The 24,175-nt window shown below is 73.2% G+C and carries 19 protein-coding genes; 10 read left to right on the top strand and 9 right to left on the bottom strand.

The features are described 5' to 3' along the window. Positions 1-119: 119 nt before the first annotated feature. Positions 120-572 (bottom strand): gamma-glutamylcyclotransferase family protein, encoded by a 453-nt coding sequence (locus ABD086_RS13520; RefSeq protein WP_343908079.1) that lies wholly within the window; start codon positions 570-572, stop codon positions 120-122. Positions 573-631: 59 nt separating this feature from the next. Between ABD086_RS13520 and lpdA the strand changes: the two genes are divergently transcribed. The 4 genes from lpdA (at position 632) to ABD086_RS13500 (ending at position 5,851) form a co-directional block, all read left to right on the top strand. Beyond that, positions 632-2,023 carry a dihydrolipoyl dehydrogenase gene (lpdA, locus tag ABD086_RS13515; RefSeq protein WP_343908078.1) on the top strand — a complete coding sequence of 464 codons (1,392 nt, stop codon included), beginning with the start codon at positions 632-634 and terminating at the stop codon, positions 2,021-2,023. Positions 2,024-2,025: 2 nt separating this feature from the next. Then, complete coding sequence (locus ABD086_RS13510) at positions 2,026-3,420, top strand: NAD(P)H-quinone dehydrogenase (RefSeq protein WP_343908077.1); 1,395 nt, start codon at positions 2,026-2,028, stop codon at positions 3,418-3,420. 16 nt (positions 3,421-3,436) lie between these two features. After that, entirely contained in the window at positions 3,437-4,606 is a 1,170-nt protein-coding gene (locus ABD086_RS13505; RefSeq protein ID WP_343908076.1) for a SpoIID/LytB domain-containing protein, read from the top strand. Between the two features lie 66 nt (positions 4,607-4,672). Next, positions 4,673-5,851, top strand: coding sequence for a SpoIID/LytB domain-containing protein (locus ABD086_RS13500; protein ID WP_343908075.1), 1,179 nt, complete (start codon positions 4,673-4,675; stop codon positions 5,849-5,851). Here ABD086_RS13500 and ABD086_RS13495 read toward each other — a convergent pair. The 7 genes from ABD086_RS13495 to ABD086_RS13465 all read right to left on the bottom strand — a co-directional run bounded on the left by ABD086_RS13495 (position 5,838) and on the right by ABD086_RS13465 (position 17,538). Then, positions 5,838-6,206, bottom strand: a complete 369-nt coding sequence (locus tag ABD086_RS13495; protein WP_343908074.1) for a hypothetical protein — start codon at positions 6,204-6,206, stop codon at positions 5,838-5,840. The two genes, ABD086_RS13500 and ABD086_RS13495, sit on opposite strands and share 14 nt — an antisense overlap. 30 nt (positions 6,207-6,236) lie before the next feature. Then, positions 6,237-7,367 carry a benzoate/H(+) symporter BenE family transporter gene (locus ABD086_RS13490; RefSeq protein ID WP_343908073.1) on the bottom strand — a complete coding sequence of 377 codons (1,131 nt, stop codon included), beginning with the start codon at positions 7,365-7,367 and terminating at the stop codon, positions 6,237-6,239. A gap of 26 nt (positions 7,368-7,393) precedes the next feature. Then, positions 7,394-10,780, bottom strand: coding sequence for a pyruvate carboxylase (locus tag ABD086_RS13485; protein ID WP_343908072.1), 3,387 nt, complete (start codon positions 10,778-10,780; stop codon positions 7,394-7,396). 68 nt (positions 10,781-10,848) lie between these two features. Next, a complete protein-coding gene (locus tag ABD086_RS13480; RefSeq protein ID WP_343908071.1) occupies positions 10,849-13,599 on the bottom strand; it encodes a LamG-like jellyroll fold domain-containing protein in 2,751 nt (916 codons plus the stop codon). A gap of 82 nt (positions 13,600-13,681) precedes the next feature. After that, complete coding sequence (locus tag ABD086_RS13475) at positions 13,682-15,160, bottom strand: PH domain-containing protein (RefSeq protein WP_343908070.1); 1,479 nt, start codon at positions 15,158-15,160, stop codon at positions 13,682-13,684. Further along, positions 15,157-15,636 (bottom strand): PH domain-containing protein, encoded by a 480-nt coding sequence (locus ABD086_RS13470; RefSeq protein ID WP_343908069.1) that lies wholly within the window; start codon positions 15,634-15,636, stop codon positions 15,157-15,159. The genes ABD086_RS13475 and ABD086_RS13470 overlap by 4 nt, the downstream gene beginning before the upstream one ends. Positions 15,637-15,756: 120 nt before the next feature. Further along, positions 15,757-17,538 (bottom strand): acetyl/propionyl/methylcrotonyl-CoA carboxylase subunit alpha, encoded by a 1,782-nt coding sequence (locus tag ABD086_RS13465; RefSeq protein WP_343908068.1) that lies wholly within the window; start codon positions 17,536-17,538, stop codon positions 15,757-15,759. A 143-nt stretch (positions 17,539-17,681) separates the two neighbouring features. Here ABD086_RS13465 and ABD086_RS13460 point away from each other — a divergent pair, with 143 nt between their 5' ends. From ABD086_RS13460 to ABD086_RS13450, 4 genes are read left to right on the top strand one after another with little or no spacing between them, the layout of a single operon-like run. Next, a complete protein-coding gene (locus ABD086_RS13460; protein WP_343908067.1) occupies positions 17,682-18,854 on the top strand; it encodes an acyl-CoA dehydrogenase family protein in 1,173 nt (390 codons plus the stop codon). A gap of 52 nt (positions 18,855-18,906) precedes the next feature. Then, entirely contained in the window at positions 18,907-20,307 is a 1,401-nt protein-coding gene (locus tag ABD086_RS13455; RefSeq protein ID WP_343908066.1) for an OFA family MFS transporter, read from the top strand. After that, positions 20,304-20,405: an MFS transporter small subunit gene (locus ABD086_RS25315; protein ID WP_425571616.1), complete on the top strand. Its 102-nt coding sequence runs from the start codon at positions 20,304-20,306 to the stop codon at positions 20,403-20,405. The genes ABD086_RS13455 and ABD086_RS25315 overlap by 4 nt, the downstream gene beginning before the upstream one ends. 18 nt (positions 20,406-20,423) lie before the next feature. Continuing rightward, the gene (locus tag ABD086_RS13450) at positions 20,424-21,020 is read left to right on the top strand and encodes a GtrA family protein (protein WP_343908065.1); all 597 of its coding nucleotides are present in this window, start codon (positions 20,424-20,426) and stop codon (positions 21,018-21,020) included. Here the strand turns inward: ABD086_RS13450 and ABD086_RS13445 are convergent. Then, positions 20,962-21,576, bottom strand: coding sequence for a Maf family protein (locus ABD086_RS13445; protein WP_343908064.1), 615 nt, complete (start codon positions 21,574-21,576; stop codon positions 20,962-20,964). The genes ABD086_RS13450 and ABD086_RS13445 overlap by 59 nt on opposite strands. 334 nt (positions 21,577-21,910) lie before the next feature. Between ABD086_RS13445 and ABD086_RS13440 the strand changes: the two genes are divergently transcribed. Then, on the top strand, positions 21,911-22,903 hold the full coding sequence (locus ABD086_RS13440) for a glycoside hydrolase family 6 protein (protein WP_343908063.1): 993 nt from the start codon (positions 21,911-21,913) through the stop codon (positions 22,901-22,903). Positions 22,904-22,968: 65 nt separating this feature from the next. Further along, entirely contained in the window at positions 22,969-24,117 is a 1,149-nt protein-coding gene (locus ABD086_RS13435; protein ID WP_343908062.1) for a response regulator transcription factor, read from the top strand. Positions 24,118-24,175 lie beyond the last annotated feature (58 nt).

Raw genomic sequence — 24,175 nt, 5'->3', positions numbered from 1 at the left:
GTGCTCATCACGGCACGCTCACATCACCCACACATCCAGCAGAAGAGCCGAAACTTCGGCCGACAAGTACTGGTTTCCCCGGTCGACCGGGGAAACCGACACCGGCCCAGCCGGCCCCCCTACATCCCGATCGAGCGGCAGGGGCGGCGGCGGAGGGCGGCGACGTAGTCGGCGGGGGCGTCGGCGGCCTCGGCGGCGTCGGCGAGGATGCCGAGGTACGACGCGCTGGGCAGGCCGCCCTCGTAGGCGTCGAGGACGTACGTCCAGACCGCCAGCGAGCCGGTCATGGTCGCGACCCGGACCCGGGTCTTGCGGTAGAGGCCGAGGTCGGCGCCCTCCCAGGCGTCCAGCGACGCCTCGTCCTCGCGGGTGATGTCGTAGACGGCGACGAAGACCTGGTCGATCGGGTCCTCGACGATCGTCGAGAGCGCGCCGTCCCAGCCGTGCTCCTCGCCGCCGAAGGTGAGCCGCCAGCCCTGCAGCCACCCGGTGGTCGACAGCGGGGAGTGGGGACACCGCTCGCCCATCCGGGCGGGATCGAGGTTGGTCCCGTAGGCGGCGTACAGGGTCACGCGCAGAGGCTAGTGCACCGATGCGGAGTGGTCTGCCTCACGTCAGTAGGCTGAACGCCGTGAGCACCCACTTCAACGTCCTCGTCCTCGGCGCCGGCCCCGGTGGGTACGTCGCTGCGATCCGCGCCGCCCAGCTGGGCCAGTCCGTGGCGGTCGTGGAGGAGAAGTACTGGGGCGGCGTGTGCCTGAACGTCGGCTGCATCCCCTCCAAGGCGCTGCTGCGGAACGCCGAGATCGCGCACATCATCACGAAGGAGAAGGACACCTTCGGGATCAGCGGCGACGCGACCATGGACTTCGGCGCCACCCACAAGCGCAGCCGCGGCGTCGCCGACGCCAGCGCCAAGGGCGTGCACTACCTGATGAAGAAGAACAAGATCACCGAGATCGACGGCTGGGGCACCCTCAAGAGCGCCGGCGAGGTCGAGGTCGACAAGGACGGCACCAAGCAGACCTACACCTTCGACAACCTGATCATCGCCACCGGCGCGAAGGTCCGGATGCTGCCGGGGATGAGCAAGAGCAAGAACGTCGTGACGTACGAGGAGCAGATCCTCGACGACCAGCTCCCGAGCAGCATCATCATCGGCGGCTCGGGCGCGATCGGCGTCGAGTTCGCCTACGTGCTCGCCAACTTCGGCGTCGACGTGACGATCGTCGAGTTCCTCGACCGGATGGTCCCGACCGAGGACGCCGACGTCTCCAAGGAGCTCCTCAAGCAGTACAAGAAGCTCGGCGTGAAGGTCCTCCTGTCCACCAAGGTCGAGAACGTCGAGGACACCGGCGACGGCGTCAAGGTGACGGTGAGCAAGGACGGCAACACCGAGGTGCTCGAGGCCGACCGGATGCTGGCGGCGTTCGGCTTCGCCCCGCGCGTCGACGGCTACGGCCTCGAGAACGCCGGCGTGCAGGTGACCGAGCGCGGCGCGATCGAGGTCGACGCGCGCGGCCGCACGAACGTCGAGAACGTCTACGCGATCGGCGACGTCACCGGCAAGCTGATGCTCGCCCACACCGCCGAGGCGATGGGCGTCGTGGCCGCTGAGACGATCGCCGGCGCCGAGACCGTCGAGATCGACTTCGACATGATCCCGCGCGCGACGTTCTGCCAGCCGCAGATCGCGTCGTTCGGCTACTCCGAGGCGCAGGCCAAGGAGAAGGGGTACGACGTGAAGGTGTCGACGTTCCCGTTCTCGGCCAACGGCAAGGCCCGCGGCATGGCCGAGGGTGTCGGCTTCGTGAAGATCGTCGCCGACGCGCAGTACAACGAGATCATCGGCGCCCACATGATCGGCCCCGAGGTCACCGAGCTGCTGCCGGCGCTGACGCTGGCCCAGCAGTGGGACCTCACCGCCGACGAGGTCGCCCGCAACGTCTTCGCGCACCCGACGCTGTCGGAGGCGATGAAGGAAGCCGTCGAGGGCATCGCCGGCCACATGATCAACCTGTGACGATGTCCGAGCGAGTCGTCATCATCGGCGGCGGCCCCGGCGGGTACGAGGCCGCGCACGTCGCCGCCCAGCTCGGTGCCGAGGTCACGATCGTCGACAGCGACGGGGTCGGCGGCTCCGCGGTGCTGACCGACTGCGTGCCGAGCAAGACGCTGATCGCGACCGCCGAGGTGATGAGCGACCTGGCCGGCGCCGCCGAGCTCGGCGTCGAGTTCCACGACGCCGAGGGCGACGCCGCCACCGGGATCCGGGTCGACCTCGGGAAGGTCAACGCGCGGGTCAAGCAGCTGGCCGCCGACCAGTCCGCGGACATCGGGCGCCGGCTGACCCGCGACGGCGTCACGGTGCTCCGCGGCCGCGGCAGCCTGGCTGGAGCCGACCGCGTGGTCGCGCAGCTCGACGACGGCACCGAGCAGATGCTGCGCGCGGACGCCGTCCTCGTCGCCACCGGCGCCTCGCCCCGCACGCTGCCCTCCGCCCAGCCCGACGGCGAGCGGATCCTCACCTGGGAGCAGGTCTACGACCTCACCGAGGTGCCGACCGAGCTGATCGTGGTCGGCTCGGGCGTCACCGGTGCGGAGTTCGCCAGCGCCTACCTCAACCTCGGCATCCCGGTCACGCTGGTCTCCTCCCGCGACCGCGTGCTCCCCGGCGAGGACGCCGACGCCGCGACGGTGCTCGAGGACGTCCTCACCCGCCGCGGCATGACCGTGCTGTCCCGCTCCCGCATGGAGTCGGTGACCCGGGACGGCGACGTGGTCACGGTGACGCTCACCGACGGCCGCACCGTGCAGGGCTCGCACTGCATCCTGGCGCTCGGCTCGGTCCCCAACACCGCGGACATGGGCCTCGAGGAGGCCGGCGTCGTCCTCAAGGACGGCGGCTTCGTCAACGTCGACCGCGTCTCGCGGACCTCGGCCCGCGGCGTGTACGCCGCCGGCGACTGCACCGGCGTCCTCATGCTCGCCAGCGTCGCGGCGATGCAGGGCCGGATCGCGATGTGGCACTTCCTCGGCGACACCGTGCACCCGCTGGACCTCAAGAAGGTGTCGTCGAACGTCTTCACGGCGCCCGAGATCGCCACCGTGGGCTGGTCGCAGCAGGCCGTCGAGTCCGGGGAGATGCAGGCGGAGATCGTCACACTGCCGCTGTCGGGCAACCCGCGCGCGAAAATGCAGGGCGTCCACGACGGGTTCGTGAAGCTGCTGTGCCGCCCGGGCACCGGCATCGTGGTCGGCGGGGTCGTGGTCGCGCCCCGGGCGAGCGAGCTGATCCACCCGGTCTCGCTCGCGGTCGCGGAGTCGCTCACCGCCGACCAGCTTGCCCAGGCGTTTACGGTGTACCCGTCGGTCAGCGGCTCCATCGCGGAGGCGGCCCGGCGCCTGCACCGCATCTGACTCTCGGGGGTTCCACATGCTCGGACGGCTCGCCGCCGCCACCGCCGCGTTGCTGGTCACGACCGCCGCGCCGGCGACCGCCGCCGACGACGCCTGGGACGTCCCGCACTCGGCGACCATCACCGTCGACGGGCACGGCCACGGACACGGCCGCGGGCTATCGCAGGAGGGCGCCGCGAACGCCGCGGGCCAGGGCCTCGGCTACCGCGACATCGTCGCGTTCTACTACCCGGGCACGTCGTGGGGCACGGCCGCGGGCCCGATGCGGGTCTTCCTGACGAAGGGCGACCTGAAGAACGCCGTCCTCGTGCAGCCGCGCAGCGGCCTGGTCGCGGCCAAGGTCGGTGGCGGCCGGTCCTGGAACCTCGCGAAGGCGAAGCCCCGGGCGAGCGCCTGGCGGATCGTCCCGGACGGCGACCGCGCGAGCGTCCTGCAGTACCGGCAGCGGGGCTGGCACCAGCTGCAGCGGGTCACGGGGCAGCTGGAGTTCTCCGCGCAGGGCAAGCCGGTCCGGCTGCGGCGCAACGACGGCACCGTCGCCCAGTACCGCGGCGCCATCCGCTCGGTGCCCTCGTCGCCCGGCAACCGGATCGCGGTCAACGTGCTGCCGATGGAGGCCTACCTGCGCGGCGTGGTGCCCGCCGAGGCGGTCGCCTCGACCTTCCCGCAACAGGCGCTCCGCGCCCAGGCGGTCGCCGCCCGCAGCTACGCGGCGGCCAAGCGCGCGGCGCGGCCGGACAAGCTCTACGACGTCGACGACACCGAGGCCTCCCAGGTCTACCTCGGCTACGACCGCGAGTACCCGACCTCCGACCAAGCCGTGCAGGCGACCGCGAGGGAGATCCTGACCTACGACGGCGCCCCCGCCCTGACCGAGTTCACCGCCAGCAACGGCGGCTGGACGGTCGCGGGCGACGCGCCGTACCTCCCCGCCCAGCCGGACCCGTACGACGGCGACACGTGGGGCCCGGTGACGTTCGCCGACACCGAGATCGAGGCCGCCTGGCCCACGATCGGCGACCTCACGCGCATCGAGGCCGGCGGCCGCGACGGGCACGGCGAGTGGGGCGGGCGCGTCGGGACGGTGACGCTGACCGGCACGGCCGGGACCGCCACCATGAGCGGCACGGCGTTCGCCGCGCGGCTGCACCTGCAGTCCTCCTGGCTCACGATGAGCGTCCGCTGAACTACAGATCTGTAGTTCGGGCGACCCCGTTGCGGGGCTGCTGTGACGCGTGATGCGATTGTGATCGTGCGTGTTCTCGTGGGGCTCCTGGTGACCGCGCTCGCGGTGTCGCTGTCGGTCGGCGCGCCCGCGAGCGCGGCGACCGGCGACTCCTGGAAGGTCCCCGCGCAGGCGACGATCACGATCAAGGGCCACGGCTACGGGCACGGCCACGGGATGTCGCAGTACGGCGCGGAGGGTGCCGCCCGCAAGGGCCTGACCTACCGGCAGATCGCCGGCTTCTACTACCCGGGGACCGACTGGGGGACGGCGCAGGGCCGGGTGACCGTGCTCATCACCGCCGACACCACCGACGACCTGCTGGTCGAGGCGCGCCCGAAGCTCACCGTGCGGGACACCGCGGGCGGTGGGCGGGTGCCGCTGCCCGACAACGGCGCGACCCGCTGGAAGGTCGCGGTGGGCAGCGACGGGGTGAACCGGGTGCTCTACCGCACCCAGCGCTGGCACCGCTGGAAGACGCTGGCGGGCCAGGGCGAGTTCTACGCGGCCGGGCAGCCGGTCACGCTGGTGACACCGGCCGGCGACCGCGCGTACCGGGGCCGGCTGCGGGTCGGCGTCACGTCCACCGGCGACCGGGTCACGGTCAACGACCTCGCGCTCGACAACTACCTCAAGGGCGTCGTGCCGCTGGAGATCCCCGCCTCCTGGAGCCCGGACGCCGTCCGCGCCCAGGCGATCGCCGCGCGCACCTATGCGGCGTACGAGCGTGCGCACCCGCAGTCCCGGGCCTACCAGCTCTGCGACACCTGGTCCTGCCAGGTGTACGGCGGGTACGACGCGGAGTACCCGGCCTCGAACCGGGCCGTCGACGACACCGCGAAGCAGGTGCTGCTCAGCGGCGGCGAGCCGGCGTTCACCCAGTTCGGGTCCAGCAGCGGCGGCTGGACCGCGGCGGGGTCGGTCTCCTACCTGCCGGCGCAGAAGGACCCGTACGACGGCTGGGCCGGCAACCCGGTGCACACCTGGTCGACCAAGGTCGACGACGGCGTGCTGGAGCGCACCTGGCCGGGCGTCGGCGACCTCCGCAGGATCACCGTGACCAAGCGGGACGGGAACGGCGACTGGGGCGGCCGCGTCTCGTCGCTCACGCTGAGCGGCACGGGCGGGAAGGTCGTCATCTCCGGCGACACCTTCCGCACGCTGCTCGGCCTGCGCTCGACCTGGGTGACCTTCAGGGTGTCCTGAGCACCCGGAGCGCGCTGCGCAGCACCAGCCAGTCCATGAAGGCCAGCTGCGCGGCGAGGACCGTCATGATCGGCTGGCCCTCGGTGACCGCCCCCCAGACCAGCAGGACCACCGCGGCGACGAGTGCCACCACGGCGGCGTCCCACGCGGGCTTGCTCAGGCGCACCGAGGCCCAGGCGAGCAGCGTCGCCACCAGGCTGAGGGCCGCGGCCAGCGCCAGCACCCGGAACGCCGTCGCGCCGGTGTCGCGGGCCGCGTACACCGCGATCGCGAGGAGCACGACGTGGCCCACCGCGGAGGCCGCCGTCCCTCTGCCGACCGCTCGGTCGTTCGTGGTCGCCACAGGCGCGCTCATGCCCGGTCGGTTGCCCGCCCCCGTCGCCGGTCAAACGCGGGCGCGCAGCAGCGGCCGCAGCACCAGCCCGGCGAGCAGCGCCCAGAACGCGGCGCCGATGCCCAGGACGCTGATGCCGGAGGCGGCGACCAGGAAGCAGACCGCCGCGGGCTCGCGCTCGTCCGGGTCGTCCAGGGCTCCGGCGAGCGCGGCGCCCAGGGTGCCGAGCAGGGCGAGACCCGCGGCCGCCGGGATCACGTCGCCGGGTGCGGCCGCGACCAGCGCGGCGAGGGCGGAGGCGGCCAGCGCGAGCACGACGTACGTCCCCGCGGCGCTGGCCGACGCGATCCACCGCCGGGAGCGGTCCGGGCCGGCCATCGGCCCGGCGGTCATCGCCGCGGTGATCGCGGCGAGGTTGATCGCGTGGCCCCCGAACGGGGCACCGACGGCCGTGCCCAGGCCGGTCACGGTCATCGCCTGGCGCCACGGCACGGTCCAGCCGAAGCTGGACATCACCGCGACGCCCGGGACGTTCTGGGACGCCATCGTCACGATGTAGAGCGGCACGGCGATGCTGACGACGGCCGGGACCGTCCAGTGCGGCGTGGTCCAGGCGAGGGTCGGCAGCAGGTCGCCGGCCCGGACGTCCGAGCCCGCCTCGACCAGCACCACGGCGAGCGCGACCGCGAGCGAGACCGGCACCGCCCAGCGGCGGGAGATCCGGTGCATGACCAGCCAGGCGAGCACCACCGGCCCGACCACGTACGGCGAGTCCGCGAGGCCGGTCACCGGCTGCAGGCAGATCGGCAGGAGCACGCCCGCGAGCATGGCCCGGGCCAGCGGGACCGGGATCCGCGCGATCAGCGCGCCGAGCCAGGGGAGGAGGCCGGTCAGCACGATCAGCACGGCGGTGACCAGGAACGCCCCGACCGCAGCCGCCCAGCCCCCGTCGACGGCGCCGGTCGCGATGAGCAGCGCGGCGCCGGGCGTCGACCAGGCGAGCGAGACCGGCTCGCGGGTGCGCACGCTGAGCCACACCATCCCCAGCGCCTGGGTCACGCACAGCGCGAGCAGCCCGGACGCCGCCTCGGCGGAGCTCGCGCCGACCGCGACCAGACCGGCCAGCACCACCACGAAGGCGCTGCTGAAGCCCACGACCGCGGTCACGATCCCGGCGACCACCGGGCCGCCGTGGTCGTGGGCGCCGCTCAGGACAGCACCAGCACCAGGTCGCCGCCGTCGACGGCCTGGGTCCCCGACAGCGCGAGCCGCTCGACGGTGCCCGCGACCGGCGCCGTGATCGCCGCCTCCATCTTCATCGCCTCGATCGTCGCGACGGTGTCGCCGGCCGCGACCTGCTGGCCCTTCTCGACCACGATCGTCACCACGCCCTGGAACGGCGCCGCCACCTGGCCGGGCTGCGAGGTGTCGGCCTTCTCGGCGGTGGCGACCTCGGAGGCCACGCTGCGGTCGCGCACGTTCACCGGTCGCAGCTGGCCGTTGATCGTGGCCATCACCGTGCGGATGCCGCGCTCGTCGGGCTCGCCGATCGCCTGCAGGCCGAGGAGGAGGGTCTTGCCCTCCTCGATCTCCACCTCGTGCTCGACGCCCTGCCGCAGCCCGTAGAGGTACTCCAGCGTCGGCACCACCGACAGGTCGCCGTAGGTCGCGCGGGACTCGCTGAACTCCCGGGTCGGCCCGGGGAACAGCAGCTCGTTGAGGGTACGGCGGCGCGTGGGGCTCCCGCCGGACAGCGCCTCGCGCTGGTCGGCGGTGAGCTCCTCGGCCGGCGGCTTGTGCGTGCGGCCCTCCAGCGCCTTCGTGCGGAACGGCTCGGGCCAGCCGCCCGGCGGGTCGCCGAGCTCGCCGTTGAGGAAGCCGATGACCGAGTCGGGGATGTCGAACTTGCCGGGGTTCTCGGCGAACTCCGCCGGGTCGGCGCCGACGGCGACCAGGTGCAGCGCGAGGTCGCCGACCACCTTCGAGGACGGCGTCACCTTGACGACGTTGCCGAGGATGTCGTTGGCCGCGGCGTACATGTCCTCGATCTGCTCGAACTTCTCGCCGAGGCCGAGCGCGATCGCCTGCTGGCGCAGGTTGGAGAGCTGGCCGCCGGGGATCTCGTGCCGGTACACGCGTCCGGTCGGCGCCGGCAGCCCGGACTCGAACGGCGCGTACACCCGCCGGGTCGCCTCCCAGTAGGGCTCGAGCGCGTTCACCGCGGTCAGCGACAGCCCGGTCTCGCGGGGGCCGTGGTCGGTGGCCGAGACGAGCGCCGACAGCGGCGGCTGCGACGTCGTACCGGCCATCGAGGCGGTCGCCGCGTCGACGGCGTCCACGCCGGCGTCGATCGCCGCCAGCAGCGTGGCGAGCTGGCCGCCGGGGGTGTCGTGGGTGTGGAGGTGCACGGGCAGGTCGAAGTTCTCGCGCAGCGCGGTGACCAGGGTCCGCGCGGCCGGCACCCGCAGCAGGCCGGCCATGTCCTTGATCGCCAGCACGTGCGCGCCGGCGTCGACGATCCGCTCCGCGAGCTTCAGGTAGTAGTCGAGCGTGTACAGCGTCTCGTTCGGGTCGGACAGGTCGCCGGTGTAGCAGAGCGCGACCTCGGCGACCGAGGTGCCGGTGGCGCGCACCGCGTCGATCGCCGGCCGCATCTGCTCGACGTCGTTGAGCGCGTCGAAGATGCGGAACACGTCGATGCCGGTGGCGGCGGCCTCCGCGACGAACGCGTTGGTCACGTCGGTCGGGTACGGCGTGTAGCCGACGGTGTTGCGGCCCCGCAGCAGCATCTGGAGGCAGATGTTGGGCACCGCCTGCCGCAGCGCCGCCAGCCGCTCCCACGGGTCCTCGGCGAGGAAGCGCAGGGCGACGTCGTACGTCGCGCCGCCCCAGCACTCCAGCGACCACAGCTGCGGCGTCGTGCGGGCGACGTGCCCGGCCACCCCGAGCAGGTCGCGGGTGCGTACCCGGGTCGCGAGCAGCGACTGGTGCGCGTCGCGGAAGGTGGTGTCGGTGACCGCCACGTCCTTCTGCTGCCGCAGCCGCCGCGCGAACTCCTCCGGCCCGAGCTCGAGCAGCAGCTGCCGCGAGCCGTCGGGTGCCGGGACCTCCAGGTTCACGTCCGGCAGCTTCGTGCGGGGATCGATCTCCACCGGCGCCGCGCCGTACGGCTGGTTCACGGTCACGTCCGCGAGGTAGGAGACCACCTTGCTGCCCCGGTCGCCCGAGCCGCGGGCCTGCAGCAGCTGGGGGTGCGTCTCGATGAACGACGTTGTGACGCGTCCGCCGGCGAAGTCCGGGTCCGCCAGCACCGCCTGCAGGAACGGGATGTTCGTGGACACCCCGCGGATGCGGAACTCCGCGACGGCCCGCCGCGCCTTCTCGACCGCCTTGTCGAAGGTCCGGCCGCGGCAGGTGAGCTTGGCGAGCATCGAGTCGAAGTGCGCCGAGACCTCGGCGCCGGTGTACGTCGTGCCGCCGTCGACCCGGACGCCCGGGCCGCCGGGGGAGCGGTACGTCGTGATGACGCCGGTGTCCGGGCGGAAGTTGTTCGCCGGGTCCTCGGTGGTGATCCGGGTCTGCAGCGCCGAGCCGCGCAGCGTGATGCCGTCCTGGGAGAGGCCGAGGTCGGCGAGGGTCTCGCCGGACGCGATCCGCATCTGGGACTGCACCAGGTCGACGTCGGTGACCTCCTCGGTCACGGTGTGCTCGACCTGGATGCGCGGGTTCATCTCGATGAAGACGTAGTTGCCGTCGGGGTCGAGCAGGAACTCGACGGTGCCGGCGTTGCGGTAGCCGATCTCGCGCGCGAACCGCACCGCGTCGGCGCAGATCCGGTCGCGGAGCTCGGGGTCGAGGTTCGGCGCCGGGGCGATCTCGACGACCTTCTGGTGCCGCCGCTGCACGGAGCAGTCGCGCTCGAACAGGTGGATGACCTCGCCGTCGCCGTCGGCGAGGATCTGGACCTCGATGTGCCGCGGGTCGACCACGGCCTGCTCGATGAAGACCGTGGGGTCGCCGAACGCGCCGTCGGCCTCGCGCATGCAGGTCTCGACCGCCTCGCGCAGGTCCTTCGGGTCGTCGACCCTGCGCATGCCGCGCCCGCCGCCGCCGGCGACCGCCTTGACGAAGAGCGGGTAGGGCAGGTCGCTCGCCGCCTCGACGAGCTCGTCGACGTCGGTCGACGGGTCGACCGACGCCAGCGTCGGTACGCCGGCCGCCTTGGCCGCGGCGATCGCCCGGGCCTTGTTGCCGGTGAGCGTCAGCACCTCGGCGGTCGGGCCGATGAACGTGATGCCGGCGTTCGCACAGGCCTCGGCGAGCCCGGGGTTCTCGGACAGGAAGCCGTACCCCGGGTAGACCGCGTCCGCCCCCGCGCGCAGCGCGACGGCGACGATGCCCTCGGGGTCGAGGTAGGCGCGCACCGGGTGGCCGCGCTCGCCGATCTCGTACGCCTCGTCCGCCTTGAGCCGATGCTCGGACCAGCGGTCCTCGTACGGGAACACCGCGACCGTGCGCGCACCCAGCTCGTACGCCGCGCGGAACGCCCGGATCGCGATCTCGCCACGGTTCGCCACCAGCACCTTGGAGAACATGCGCACACCCTATGAGCCCGGCCGGCGGGTGGCGTGGCGGTTCCGCTCCGACGAGACGGGTGCGGGGGTCAGCGGCCGACGGTGACGTTCACCGGGAAGCCGGCCCGCCGGACGCTGTCGGCGGGGACGGACTGCCGGAGCACGTACCCGCGCTTCCACGCGGCCGCGCGCTTGGTGCGCACGGTGCCCAGGCTGCAGTTCGCCCACTCGAGCTCGGTCTTCGCGGTCCGCAGGCGCAGGCCCCGGAGCTCGGGGACCAGGCAGCCGGTGCCGCCCTGCGTCGCCGCGACCGGGGGCGGTGGGTCCGCGAGGAAGTGCTGGTAGACCCGCTCGGGCGAGAGGGCGGTCGCGTAGTAGGCGACCTCGTCGAGGGAGCCCGCGAACCACGGTCCCTGGTGGCCGTAGCCGACGTAGAAGGTCCCGCCGCCGGCGCTCGACTTCCCGGTCGCGGCGGGGGCGCTGCCGTGCAGCACGCCGTCGACGTAGATCAGCACGTCCACGCCGTCCCACACCCCCACGACCTGGCGGAAGTTCCCGGGGTTGGGGCCGACGTCGGCCATGACGACCCGGTCGAGGTGGCGGTAGCCGAACAGGCCGCCGGCGACGAACAGCTCGTCGCTGCCGGCCAGCCCGCCGATCGACTGGTCGCGGGTGCCGTCGTCCGGGTTCGCCCACGCCTCGACCGTGGCCTGGTACGGCGCCGCGGCGATGCTGTTGGCGAAGCCGTAGCCGCTGTCGCCCCAGAACCGCCGGGCGTGGTCGAGGTCGCCGGAGATCCCGATCGGCCCCGACTCCTGGTCGTTCTTGTACTCCCCGTCGCGGCCGTTGCCGCTGTCGTCGGCCATCACCTCGTCGACATCGCCCAGCCGGTAGTACGCGACCGGCGAGTCGGCACGGTAGACGTCGGCGAACGACATCACCGTGTAGGTGTGGCTGTGCACGTAGGTGTTGCCGCTCTGGTCGACCGCGGTCACCGTGAAGGTGTGCACCCCGAGGCTGTCCGGGAGCGCATCGCCGGAGGCGATCGGGTTGCCGTCCACGGTCGCCGTGCAGCTCGCGATGTCGCCCGGGCCGTCGGGGTCCGCGCAGGTGAACGCCGCGACCGGCACCTTGGCGGGCGCGTACAGGCCGTTGTTCACCGGGCTGGTGGTGTCGATCGTGGGCTCGGCCGTGTTGAACGGCGAGTTGCCGGGCGTGAGCGACGGGTGGTCGTACGCGCTGCCGACCATCCAGTGGTCGCCGATCACGTGCGCGGAGATCGCGGTGTCGTAGTAGGCGACCTCGTCGATGTCGCCGCGGAACGTCGGCGCCCGCTCGCCCTGGCCGACGTACACGGTGGCGAAGCCGGACGGCGGCTTGTTCGCGGAGCTCGACGACGCCACCTGGCTGCCGTCGACGTACAGGCGGGTGGTGGAGCCGTCCCAGGTGGCCGCGACGTGCACCCAGTCGCCGACCGGGAGCGCCGGTCCGGGGCTGACGACGTCGTCCTGGGTCTGGCGCAGCGCCAGCCGGTCGTTGACGACGTAGAGCTGGCCGGCGCCGCCCTGCCCGACGATCGAGCCGTCGCTGTGGTCGTCCCGCCGGATCCACGCCTCGAGCGTGTAGGCCGTCCGCGGCGCCGCGACGTCGTTGACGTAGCCGTAGCCGAGCCCCCCGAAGTGGGTGGACCAGCCCTGCGGGTCGTTCGTGAGCTCGCACGACCGCGGCGGGTGCGGGCGGCGCTCGCACGAGATCCCGGCGGACCTGCGGGCGCCGGGGACCGCGCCGTTCATCAGGGTGCCGTCGTGCCCGTGACCCGAGGAGTCGGTCATGGTCGTGGAGCCCACCGCCTGGTCGAGCCGGTAGTAGGCGATCGGCGAGCGGGAGACCACGTCGTCGCCGTACCGGTAGGGGTCGACCACGTACGCCACGCTCTTCGTGGCGGTGTTGCCGGCGCGGTCGGTCGCCTGGACCGTGAACAGGTGCGGGCCGAGGTCGTGGGCCGCCGGGGTGGCCGTGCAGCTCTCGATGCCGCTGCCGCCGGGGTCGCTGCACGAGTACGACGGCGAGAACCCGTGCAGCACGAAGTGCTGCTTGTCGGCCGGGACCGTGATGGTGATCGTGGGCGCGGTGGCGTCCGTCCCGACGACCACGTGGTCGGCGATGGTGGCGGCCGGCAGCGCGGTCCCGTAGTACGCGACCTCGTCGAGATCGCCCTGGAACCCCGTCACCCCGTCGGAGCCGACGTACACGTCGCCGGCGCCGGACGGCGCCGTCAGCGCGGTGGCCGTCGTCGCGACCTGGGTCCCGTCGAGGAAGAGGCGGGTGTTCGTCCCGTCCCAGGTCGCGGCGACGTGCGACCAGGTGCCGAGGGGGACCGCGGGTCCGGTGAGGACGTCGCCGGTCTGGTCGAGCGCCAGCTGGCCGCTGCCGAGGAAGAGCCGGCCGCCGCCGACCTGGCCGACGATCGTGCCGTCGCCGCTGGTCGGCCGGATCCAGGCCTCCAGCGTGTACGCCGTGGTGGGTGCCGCGATGCCGGACGCCGTGCCGGAGCCGGTGCCGTCGAAGGACGCCGAGGTGTTCGTGTCGACCGTGATCGCCGGCGCCCCGCCGAGGGTCACGCCGCCGGCGTACGTGCCGTGGTGCGCGTTGCCGGAGCTGTCGGTCATCGTCGGGCCGGCGGCCTCGCCCAGCCGGTAGTAGGCGATCGGCGACGAGCCGGCCACCACGGTGGTGTACATCGCCTCGGCGGGCCGGACGAGCACCAGCGTCGCCGCGACCGCGAGCACGGTCGCGACGGCACACGTCAGTGCTCGGCGACGCGCGATCGTGCGGGACATCGGCGCTCCAGGGGGACGACGAGTGCCCGAGCACCCGATGGTGCCTCCACGCTAGGTCACCGCGGCGCCCGGGAGCAGCAGGTCAGGGGGTGGTCCGGACCGGTTGTTCGGCCAGGAACTGCGCGAGGAGGTGCGGGTGGGCGGCGTGCGCCAGCGCGAGCGCGGCCGGCTCCGGTACGTCGAGCGCCGTGACCGCCTGGCGGCCCCCGGCCGTGGTGGCGGTCAGCGTGGTGAGGCCGGCGCGGCGCTGGAACCAGCTGGACCGCAGGTTCCAGCCGATCACGGCGGCCGCATCCAGCGCCTCGCGACGCCGGTTGAGGCTGCCGGAGCGCACCACGACGTGGCCGGCGGCCAGCGCGTGCCCGAGCGCCCGCACCCGGTCGGCGGCCAGGGCGGCGGCGAGGGGTACGCCGAGCGCGGCGAGGACGGGCAGCCACCGTGGGGCGTCCGCGAGCGGGACGAGCGCGACCGCGGCCACCAGGAGCAGGACGGCGGGACCGACGGCCCGGGTGTAGCGGCGGGTGCGGGCGCGCGGACCGTGGCCGGTCAGGGGTGCGTCGAGCGGCCCGTCCGTCCGGAGCACCGCGCCGGCGGCCCGGTGCACGACGTCCCGCGGCGCCGGCGGGACGAGCAGCGCCGACTGGCCCTTGCCGAGGCCGGTCACGATCGCGGAGGCCCGGCCGCCGCCGGCGAGGCGGAGCCCGAGCGGCTCGCCGACCGAGACGCCACGGAGCCGCTCGTCGTCGATGGTGGTCTCGCGGGTCGTGAGCAGGCCGCGGCGCAGGTGCCAGGCGCCGGCGGTGTGGGTGAGCAGGAAGCCCCAGTTGGTGATCACGTAGCCGCCGATCGCGAGCGTGGAGACCACGACGGCCAGGCCCACGAGCGCGGTCGGCACGGCCACCCACGGCGACCAGGCCTCGGCGTCGCGCACGACCCGGTCCGGGTCGAGGCGCTCGAGGCCGCCGACGCTGTTGAGCACCTGGCTGGCGACGGCCAGGACACCGCCGGCGATCGCGAGGCCGGCGCTGGTGAACGGCGCGAACCGCACCCACGAGGGGTCGAACACCAGGACCTGCTGCTCGGCCGGCACCGCCTCCGCGGTGGCCGGGTCCGACGACAGCAGCTCCGTGCGCAGCGCGCGGGCCTGCGCGACCGGCAGGCCGTCCAGGCTGAGCTCCTCGTCCTCGTCGGTGGACGCGGTGCCGGTGCCGACCCGGACGCTGGTCAGGCCGAGCAGCCGGTGGATCGGGGGAGCGGTGATGTCGACGGTGCGGACCCGGTCCCGCGGGGTCGACAGGACGTGCCGGTTGACCAGGCCGCGCCGCAGCTCGATGCGGCTGGCGGAGACGCGGAAGGACGTCGTGTAGTACCGGAGCACGCCGAGCCCGACCGGGATCAGCACGCCGACCAGGTTCCACCACCCGCCCGAGCCGCCCGACGCCGTACCGGCGATGAACAGGCCGAGGAGGACCGGCAGGAACCGGACCAGCTCCTTGACCGGGTGGACCAGCAGCATCCGCGGGTCGAGCCGCTGCCACCCCGGGTCCGGCGCCGTGGTCACGTGGCGTCCCCCGGCACGCTGTCGGCCATCCGCGTGAGCTCGTCGACGAGCGCCAGGGCCCGGTCGCGGTCGAGGCCGGCGATCTCGAGGGCACCGGCCGCGGAGGCGGTGGTGACGGTGACCGTCGACAGCCCGAAGAGCCGGGCGATCGCGCCCTCCACGTGGTCGACCGTCTGGATCCGCGACATCGGGGCGATCCGGCGCTCCCGGGCCCACCAGCCGGTCTGCGTGTACACGGCCGTGTCGGTGACCTCCCACCGGTGCACGGCGTACCGCCAGGACGGGACGACGAGGACGTAGGCGACGACGACCACCGCCACTGCCCCGACCGCCCACCACGGCAGCGGGAGCCAGCCGGTCACGGGGCCCGCCACGGTGGCCGCGACCACGAGCACCAGGCCCTCGACGGCGGCGGTCAGCGCCCACATCAGCCGGGCTCGCGGGCTGACCCGCTCGCGGGGCTCCCGAAGCTGCATGCCACCGACCCTACGGCCGGGGTGGCTCAGTCCTTCTTGGTTTCGACGCGCGGCCGCGGCCTCGCAGGCCCGGCCGCGCGCTTGCTCAACCTGCGTGCGCCCACGCAGCGAGCTCGTTCCTCACTCGCTGCTGCGCACTTCGCAGATGACCGCGCCGTTGGCGACGGTCTGGCCGACCTCGGCCTGCAGGCCGGTCACGGTGCCGGCCTTGTGGGCCTTGAGCGGCTGCTCCATCTTCATCGCCTCGATGACGACCACGGTGTCGCCCTCGGCGACCTGCTGGCCCTCCTCGACGACGACCTTGACGACCGTGCCCTGCATCGGGCTGGTGACGGCGTCGCCGCTCGCGGCGGCGCCGGACTTCTTGCCACCGCCGCGCTTGGGCTTCTTCGCCCCGCCGCCGCCCGGCGCCGCGGCGAGCCCGCCGAGCCCGCCGGGCAGCACGACCTCGATCCGCTTGCCGCCGACCTCGACGACCACCGAGTGCCGCTCACCGGCCTCCTCGGCCTCGGCGGCGTCCCCGGCGTAGGGCTCGATCCGGTTGTCGAACTCGGCCTCGATCCACGTGGTGTAGACGTCGAACTGCTCGTTGTCCGCGACGTACGCCGGGTCGCTGACCACCGCCCGGTGGAAGGGGATCACGGTCGGCATCCCGTCGACCGTGAACTCGTCCAGTGCGCGGCGGGAGCGCTCCAGCGCCTGGGTGCGGTCGCGGCCGGTGACCACGAGCTTGGCGATCAGCGAGTCGAACGAGCCGGGCACGGTCTCGCCGTTCTCGTAGCCGCCGTCGATGCGGATGCCGGGGCCCTGCGGCGGGTTCCACGCCGACAGCGTGCCGGGAGCCGGCATGAAGTTGCGGCCGCCGTCCTCGGCGTTGATCCGGAACTCGATCGAGTGGCCGCGGACCTCGGGGTCGTCGTACCCGAGCTCCTCGCCCGCGGCGATGCGGAACATCTCGCGGACCAGGTCGAGGCCGGTGACCTCCTCGGAGACGCAGTGCTCGACCTGGAGGCGGGTGTTGACCTCGAGGAACGAGATGGTGCCGTCGCGGGCGACGAGGAACTCGCAGGTGCCGGCGCCGACGTACCCGGCCTCGCGCAGGATCGCCTTGGACGACTCGTAGAGGCGCTGGACCTGGTCCTCGGTGAGGAACGGCGCGGGCGCCTCCTCGACCAGCTTCTGGTGCCGGCGCTGCAGCGAGCAGTCGCGGGTGGACACCACGACGACGTTGCCGTGCTGGTCGGCGAGGCACTGGGTCTCGACGTGCCGCGGCTTGTCGAGGAACTTCTCCACGAAGCACTCGCCGCGGCCGAACGCCGTGACCGCCTCGCGGACCGCGGACTCGAAGGCGTCGGGGACCTCGTCGATGGTGCGCGCGACCTTCAGGCCGCGGCCGCCGCCGCCGAAGGCCGCCTTGATCGCGATCGGCAGGCCGAACTCCTCGGCGAACGCCACCGCCTCGTCGGCGTTCTCCAGCGGGTCCTTGGTGCCGGGCGCCAGCGGCGCACCGACCTTCTCCGCGATGTGGCGGGCCCGGACCTTGTCGCCGAGCGCCTCGATCGCGGACGGCGGGGGGCCGATCCAGACCAGCCCGGCGTCGATCACGGCCTGGGCGAAACCGGCGTTCTCGGCGAGGAAGCCGTAGCCCGGGTGCACCGAGTCGGCGCCGGACTTCTGCGCCACCGCGATCAGCTTGTCGATGTCCAGGTAGGAGTCCGCGGGCGTCGCGCCGCCGAGCGAGTGGGCCTCGTCCGCGAGGCGCACGTGCAGGGCGTCGCGGTCGGGGTCGGCGTACACCGCCACGCTGCCGATGCCGGCGTCCTTGCACGCACGGATCACCCGGACCGCGATCTCCCCGCGGTTGGCGATCAGGACCTTCTGCAGCGGCTTGGTCTCCGGCACGTGCGACTCCTGCTCCTCGGTGTGGAACGGACGAGATCTCCGCGGGGCAGGGTATCGCCAGCGCGGGCCCCACGGCGTGTGGGCCTCGTCTCGCCCGCCGCCGTGGTTAACAATCGCTAACCTCTGCCGCTATCCTGCGCGTCATGAGCTACGAGCTGTCGCGTGAGCACGAGGAGTTCCGGCGGTCGGTCCGCGAGTTCGCCGAGGCGGAGATCGCCCCCCACGCCGCGCAGTGGGACCGCGACCACCACTTCCCGGTCGACGTCGTGCGCAAGATGGGCGCCCTCGGTCTGTTCGGGCTGACCGCCCCGGAGGAGTTCGGCGGGGCGGGCGAGGACGGCGACTTCACCAGCCTCTGCGTCGCGATCGAGGAGATCGGCCGCGTCGACCAGTCGATGGGCATCACGCTGGAGGCGGCGGTGGGCCTCGGCATCAACCCGATCCTCACCTACGGCACGGACGAGCAGAAGCAGACCTGGCTGCCCGACCTCGTGGCCGGCACCACGCTCGCGGGCTTCGGGCTCACCGAGCCGGGCGCCGGGTCCGACGCGGGCGCCACCCGCACCCGGGCGGTGCTGGAGAACGGCGAGTGGGTGGTCAACGGCGCCAAGCAGTTCATCACCAACTCGGGCTCGGAGATCACCAGCCTGGTGACGGTCACGGCGCGCACCGGGGAGTCCGAGGGCGGCCGGGCCGAGATCAGCGCGATCATCGTGCCCAGCGGCACGCCCGGCTTCACGGCCGAGAAGGCGTACGACAAGCTCGGCTGGCACGCCTCCGACACCCACCCGCTGTCCTTCGAGGACGTGCGCGTCCCGGCGGCGAACCTCCTCGGCGCCCGCGGTCGCGGCTACGCGCAGTTCCTCGCGACGCTCGACGACGGCCGGGTCGCGATCGCCGCGCTCGCCGTCGGCTGCATCCAGGCCTGCGTGGACATGAGCGTGGCGTACGCCGGCGACCGGCAGACGTTCGGCGGCCCGATCGGCCGCAAGCAGGGCGTCGCGTTCCAGGTCGCCGACCTCGAGGTGATGCTGCACGCCGCACGGCTGCTGACCTACCGGGCCGCCGCGATGAAGGACGCCGGCGCGCCGATGAAGGACTTCAAGCAGGCCGCGGCCGTGGCCAAGCTGTACGCCACCGAGTCCGCGGTCACGGCGACCCGCATCGCGACCCAGGTGTTCGGCGGCTACGGCTTCATGGAGGAGTACCCGGTGACCCGGTTCTACCGCGACGCCAAGGTGCTCGAGATCGGCGAGGGCACCTCCGAGGTGCAGCGGATGCTGATCGCGCGCGGGCTCGGCCTGCCGGTCGAGTAGCCGCGGAGAGGGCTCGCGTGTGATCGGCGCCACAAGCGGGTATGGGAAGACCGTGCTCCCGCCCTTCCTCTCCCGTGATCACACGATCGCCGGACCCGGGTTCAGCCGCTGGCTGATCCCGCCGGCTGCCCTGTCGGTGCACCTGTGCATCGGCCAGGTCTACGCGACCAGCGTCTACAAGACCGCGCTGGTCGAGCACTTCGACAGCAGCCTCACCGCGATCGGGATCGTGTTCTCGATCGCGATCGTGATGCTCGGGCTCTCGGCCGCCGTCTGCGGCACCTGGGTGGACCGCAACGGCCCGCGGGCCGCGATGTTCACCTCCGCGTGCTTCTGGTCCGTCGGGTTCCTCGTCGCCGCGGTGGGCATCGGCGTCGGCAGCCTGTGGCTGGTCTACCTCGGGTACGGCGTGATCGGCGGCATCGGCCTCGGCATCGGCTACATCTCGCCGGTCTCCACGCTCATCAAGTGGTTCCCCGACCGGCCCGGCCTGGCCACGGGCCTGGCCATCATGGGCTTCGGCGGCGGCGCGCTGATCGCCAGCCCGCTGAGCGCCCGGCTGCTGCAGCTCTACGACCAGAGCGGCTACGTCGCCACCGATCCGTCGTCGGTCCCGGACGGCCACGCCGTGATGCTGCTGTTCGTCACCCTGGGCCTGGCCTACTTCGCGTTCATGATGTTCGGCGCCTTCACCGTGCGGGTGCCCGCCGACGGCTGGCGGCCGGAGGGCTGGGACCCGCACGAGATCGAGGAGAGGAAGCTGGTCACCACGGCGAGCGTGTCGGCCGCGAACGCGATCCGCACCCCGCAGTTCTGGCTGCTCTGGCTCGTGCTGCTGTGCAACGTCACCGCCGGGATCGGGATCCTGGAGCAGGCGGCGCCGATGATCCAGGACTTCTTCCGGGGCGGCGACGGCGTCTCCACGGTCAGCGCCACGGCCGCGGCGGGGTTCGTCGGGCTGCTCTCGATCGCGAACATGACCGGCCGGTTCGTGTGGTCGACCACCTCCGACTACACCGGCCGCAAGCCGATGTACCTGGTCTACCTCGGCGCCGGCATGGTGCTGTACCTGCTGCTGGCGACCACGGGCAACAGCTCGGTGGCGCTGTTCGTGCTGCTGGCCGCGGTGATCCTGTCGTTCTACGGCGGCGGGTTCGCGACCGTGCCCGCCTACCTTCGCGACCTGTTCGGCACCTACCAGGTCGGCGCGATCCACGGCCGGCTGCTCACCGCCTGGTCGGCCGCCGGTGTGGCCGGGCCGCTGATCGTGAACGGCTTCCTCGACGCCCAGGGCACCCCGGGAGAGCTCACCGCGTCGGCGTACCGGCCCGCGCTGCTCACGATGGTCGGGGTGCTCGCGCTCGGCTTCGTGGCCAACCTGCTGATCCGGCCGGTCGACGCTCGCTTCCACGAGCCACAACAGCCGCGGGAGCCGGAAAGGAGCCGGGCATGACCGGCCGTCTGGTGGTCGCCTGGACCCTGGTGGGCATCCCGCTCGCCTATGGACTGGTGGAGACGCTGCGGAAGGCCGTCGGCCTGTTCACGGGGTGAAAGGCTAGCCTTTCACCCATGTCCCACCGGTGGCGTCGGCTCCTCACCGAGGCGTACCGGTTCCTCGCGGTCGGTGGTCTCGCCACGATCGTGGCGTTCCTGATCTTCAACTTCCTGGTGCACGGCTTCGCGACGGGGTACGACGCGCCGCTGTCCGGCCATCCCTACCTGGCCTACGCGCTCGCGAACGTGGTCGGCATGGTGGTGAGCTACCGCGGCTCCCGGAGCTGGGTCTTCAAGGACCGCCCCCCGCGCACGGCCGACGGCGGCCGGCTGATGTTCGTCGGGATCAACCTGGTGACGATGCTGATTCCGATGGCCTGCCTGTGGGTCAGCCGCAACGCCCTGGGGCTGGACGACCCGTACTCGGACAACCTCGCGGCGAACGTGGTGGGGCTGTTCCTGGCGATGGTGGCGCGGTTCTACCTGTTCCGCACGCTGGTGTTCCGCCGGCCGGTCCACCTCGCCGACCTCAAGCAGCACCCGATGCAGGTCTTCGAGCTCAGCGAGCTGCGGGCGGACACCGGGCCGATCGTGATCGCGGTCCAGGTCGAGGTCAGCGACGAGTCCACAGGTCCGTCCACGAGTGACCCAGCTCCGCGGCGAGGTCCCTGACCAGCGGGAGGCTCACGCCCACCACGTTGTGGTGGTCGCCCTCGATGCCGGTGACGAAGGCGCCGCCCAGGCCGTCGACCGTGAACGCCCCGGCGACCGCGAGCGGCTCGCCGGTCGCCACGTACGCCGCCACCTCCTCGTCGGTCACGTCCGCGAAGTGGACGGTCGTGGACGCGGTGGCCGCGGCCACCCTCCCGGTGGCGGTGTCGCGCAGGCAGTGGCCGGTGCGCAGCACGCCGGTGCGGCCGCGCATCGCCTGCCAGCGGCGCACCGCCTCCTCGGGGTGGCCGGGCTTGCCGAGCGCCTCGCCGTCCAGGTCCAGCACGGAGTCGCAGCCGAGCACCAGCGCCCCCTCCGGGAGCTCGTCGCGCTCCGCGACCGCCGCGCACTTGAGCTCGGCGAGCTGGAGCGCGAGCTCGAGGGGCGGCAGGCCGTCGAGCACCGACTCGTCGACACCGGACACGATCACCACGGGCTCGACGCCGGCGTTGCGGAGCGTCTGGAGTCGGGCGGGGGAGGCCGAGGCGAGCACCAGCGGCGTACGGGGAGGCGTCACGCGTCCGATCCAAGCAGCTCGAGCGCGTCGCCGAACGAGCAGGTCGCGAGCACGCTGAGCGGGTCGCCGGGCGACATGTGCTCGGCGGCGCCGATCGAGATCATCACGTTGAGCAGCATCCCGTAGGCGACGAAGTCGCGGCACCGCTCGTCGTCCCAGCCGGGGGCCGGATGGTCTCGAAGACCTCACGGTGGCGCGCTCACGCCGTTCGGGTACGACGGCGCGATCGGCCCGGCGCTGCTCACCGGCGCGGCCGCGGTGGCGGTCGCCACGGTCGCCAGCCTGTTCGCCCCGGGTCGCCGGGAGCCGGCGCCGTCTCGGGCATGATGGCGCGGTGCGCCTCCTCCGCCGACTGCCTGCGCTCCTGCTCGCGGCCGTGGCCCTCGCGGGCTGCTCGGGGAGTGATAGCGGCGGCGGGGGCGGCGACGCCGGCGACCCGCAGGCGGTCAACCGGTACGCCGACCTGCCGGGCTACGCCGAGCCGCACTCGCGTGCCGCCCAGGCCGCGGACCGGGCGGAGCGGCGCGGCGACACCGAGGCCCAGGCGGTCTTCGACCGGCTCGCCTCGACCCCGAGCGGGATCTGGCTGACTCCGGAGGAGCACCCCGCCGGCGAGGTGGGCCGGTTCGTGAGCGCGACCGTCGCCGCCGCCGGGAAGGCCGGCCGGCTGCCGACGTTCGTGGTCTACGGCATCCCCGACCGGGACTGCACCGGCGGGTTCTCCGAGGGCGGGCTGCCGGCCGCGCAGTACGGCCCCTGGGTGCAGGAGATCGCCGACGCGGCCGCGGCCGGGCCGTCGGTCGTGGTGGTCGAGCCGGACGCCCTCGCGGCCGCCCTGGAGTGCGCGCGCCGGGCGCAGCGGGTCGAGCTGATCGCCGACGCGGTCGCGCGGCTGCAGGAGGCGGGCGTCACGACGTACGTCGACGGCGGGCACTCCAACTGGGTCGACCCGGACCGGCTGGCGCCGCTGCTCGAGCGGGTCGGCGTCGACGCCGTGCGCGGGTTCGCCAGCAACGTCTCGAACTACCAGTCCGACGACGACGAGCGGAAGTACGGCGAGAAGCTCAGCGCCCTGCTCGGCGGCGCGCACTACATCATCGACAGCGGCCGCAACGGCAACGGCTCCACCGACGACTGGTGCAACCCGCCGGACCGCGCGTACGGCCAGGACCCGGCCGCGGCGCCGCGGGGCGCGGCCGCCCACCTCGACGCGTACGTCTGGGTCAAGCCGCCGGGGGAGAGCGACGGCGAGTGCCACGGTGGCCCGCCGGCGGGGGAGTTCTGGCCGGAGCGCGCGCTGGAGATGGCCGTCTCGTCCGGGTGGTGAGACTTTCCGACCAGCCAGTTGCGCCTCCGGAGGGTCCACCGAGTGCCGTTGTTAGCATTCGCCCCATGCAGCCGGGCAGCGACTGGGTGGCCGTCATCATCGAGGACGACCCCGACGTCCGCGACCTCATCGACATCGTGCTCACGCAGTCCGGCTTCCGCACCGTGGTCACCGAGAACGGCCCCGAGGGGGTCGACGCGGTGCGCCAGCACAACCCGCTGATCACCACGCTCGACGTGAACATGCCCGGCATGGACGGCTTCGCCGTCGCCAAGCGGCTGCGCGAGTTCAGCAACACCTACCTGATCATGATCACCGCCCTCGCCGACGAGATCGACGTCGTGCAGGGCTTCGAGGCGGGCGCCGACGACTACCTGGTCAAGCCGTTCCGCCCGCGCGAGCTGCGCGCCCGCGCCGACTCGATGCTGCGCCGGCCGCGGACCCGCTTCGAGACCCCGGCCGGCTGGGCGGAGCAGTCGGGGCACGAGGCCGACCCGGCGCCCGCCGAGCCGCGGGAGGAGTCGTGGGCCGCCCAGGCGGCGCGCGACCTCACCGCGAACGCGCCGCTGCGCCCGCTGCACCACGACGAGCCGGCCGCACCGCCGCCTCCGCCGCCACCGCCGCCCGCGCCGCCCGCGCCGCCCGCGCCGGAGCCGACCCCGCCGCCCCCGTACCAGCAGCCCGCCCCGCCGCCACCGCAGCCGCAGCACCAGGAGCCGCAGCACCCGGAGCCGCAGTACCCGGAGCCCCAGCAGCCGCAGTACCAGCAGCCGCAGTACCAGCAGCCGGCCCCGGCGCACCCGCCCGCCCCGCAGCTGCCCGCGCCGGCGTACCAGCAGCCGGTCCCGACGGACCCGGCGCTGCTCGGGGCACCCCCGAGCCAGGGGGGCTGGATCCGCTTCAACGGGCTCGCGCTCAACAACGAGACGCGGGTCGTCACCGTGAACGGCGCCGCCGTCGACCTGACCCGGACGGAGTTCGACCTGCTGGCGTCGCTGCTGAGCACCGGCCGCCGGGTCCGCTCGAAGGCCGACCTGGTCCTCACCATGCGCGGCCAGCAGTACGTCACGTCGTACTTCGTCAACGAGGCCGACAAGCGCTCGGTCGAGGTCCACATCGCCAATCTGCGCCGCAAGATCGGCGACGACGCCGGCACGCCGAAGTTCATCGAGACCGTGCGCGGCGTCGGCTACCGGCTCGCCGAGGCCGCCTGAGCCACGACGTAGACCGCCCCGCCACCCGGGACGGGTGACGGGGCGTGGTGCCTCGACC

It is taken from the genome of Nocardioides aquiterrae (genome assembly GCF_039526625.1).
Lineage (GTDB): Bacteria > Actinomycetota > Actinomycetes > Propionibacteriales > Nocardioidaceae > Nocardioides > Nocardioides aquiterrae.
The sequence above is the reverse complement of the archived record's forward strand: the minus strand, read 5'-3'. Positions and strand labels throughout refer to the sequence as shown.

Excerpts from the sequence above, each read along its gene's own strand:
- ABD086_RS13480 (WP_343908071.1), bottom strand. The coding sequence starts at position 13,599 with ATGTCCCGCACGATCGCGCGTCGCCGAGCACTGACGTGTGCCGTCGCG.
- ABD086_RS13450 (WP_343908065.1), top strand. The coding sequence starts at position 20,424 with ATGTCCCACCGGTGGCGTCGGCTCCTCACCGAGGCGTACCGGTTCCTC.
- ABD086_RS13510 (WP_343908077.1), top strand. The coding sequence starts at position 2,026 with ATGTCCGAGCGAGTCGTCATCATCGGCGGCGGCCCCGGCGGGTACGAG.
- ABD086_RS13435 (WP_343908062.1), top strand. The coding sequence starts at position 22,969 with ATGCAGCCGGGCAGCGACTGGGTGGCCGTCATCATCGAGGACGACCCC.
- ABD086_RS13505 (WP_343908076.1), top strand. The coding sequence starts at position 3,437 with ATGCTCGGACGGCTCGCCGCCGCCACCGCCGCGTTGCTGGTCACGACC.
- ABD086_RS13460 (WP_343908067.1), top strand. The coding sequence starts at position 17,682 with ATGAGCTACGAGCTGTCGCGTGAGCACGAGGAGTTCCGGCGGTCGGTC.
- ABD086_RS13470 (WP_343908069.1), bottom strand. The coding sequence starts at position 15,636 with ATGCAGCTTCGGGAGCCCCGCGAGCGGGTCAGCCCGCGAGCCCGGCTG.
- ABD086_RS13485 (WP_343908072.1), bottom strand. The coding sequence starts at position 10,780 with ATGTTCTCCAAGGTGCTGGTGGCGAACCGTGGCGAGATCGCGATCCGG.
- ABD086_RS25315 (WP_425571616.1), top strand. The coding sequence starts at position 20,304 with ATGACCGGCCGTCTGGTGGTCGCCTGGACCCTGGTGGGCATCCCGCTC.
- ABD086_RS13495 (WP_343908074.1), bottom strand. The coding sequence starts at position 6,206 with ATGAGCGCGCCTGTGGCGACCACGAACGACCGAGCGGTCGGCAGAGGG.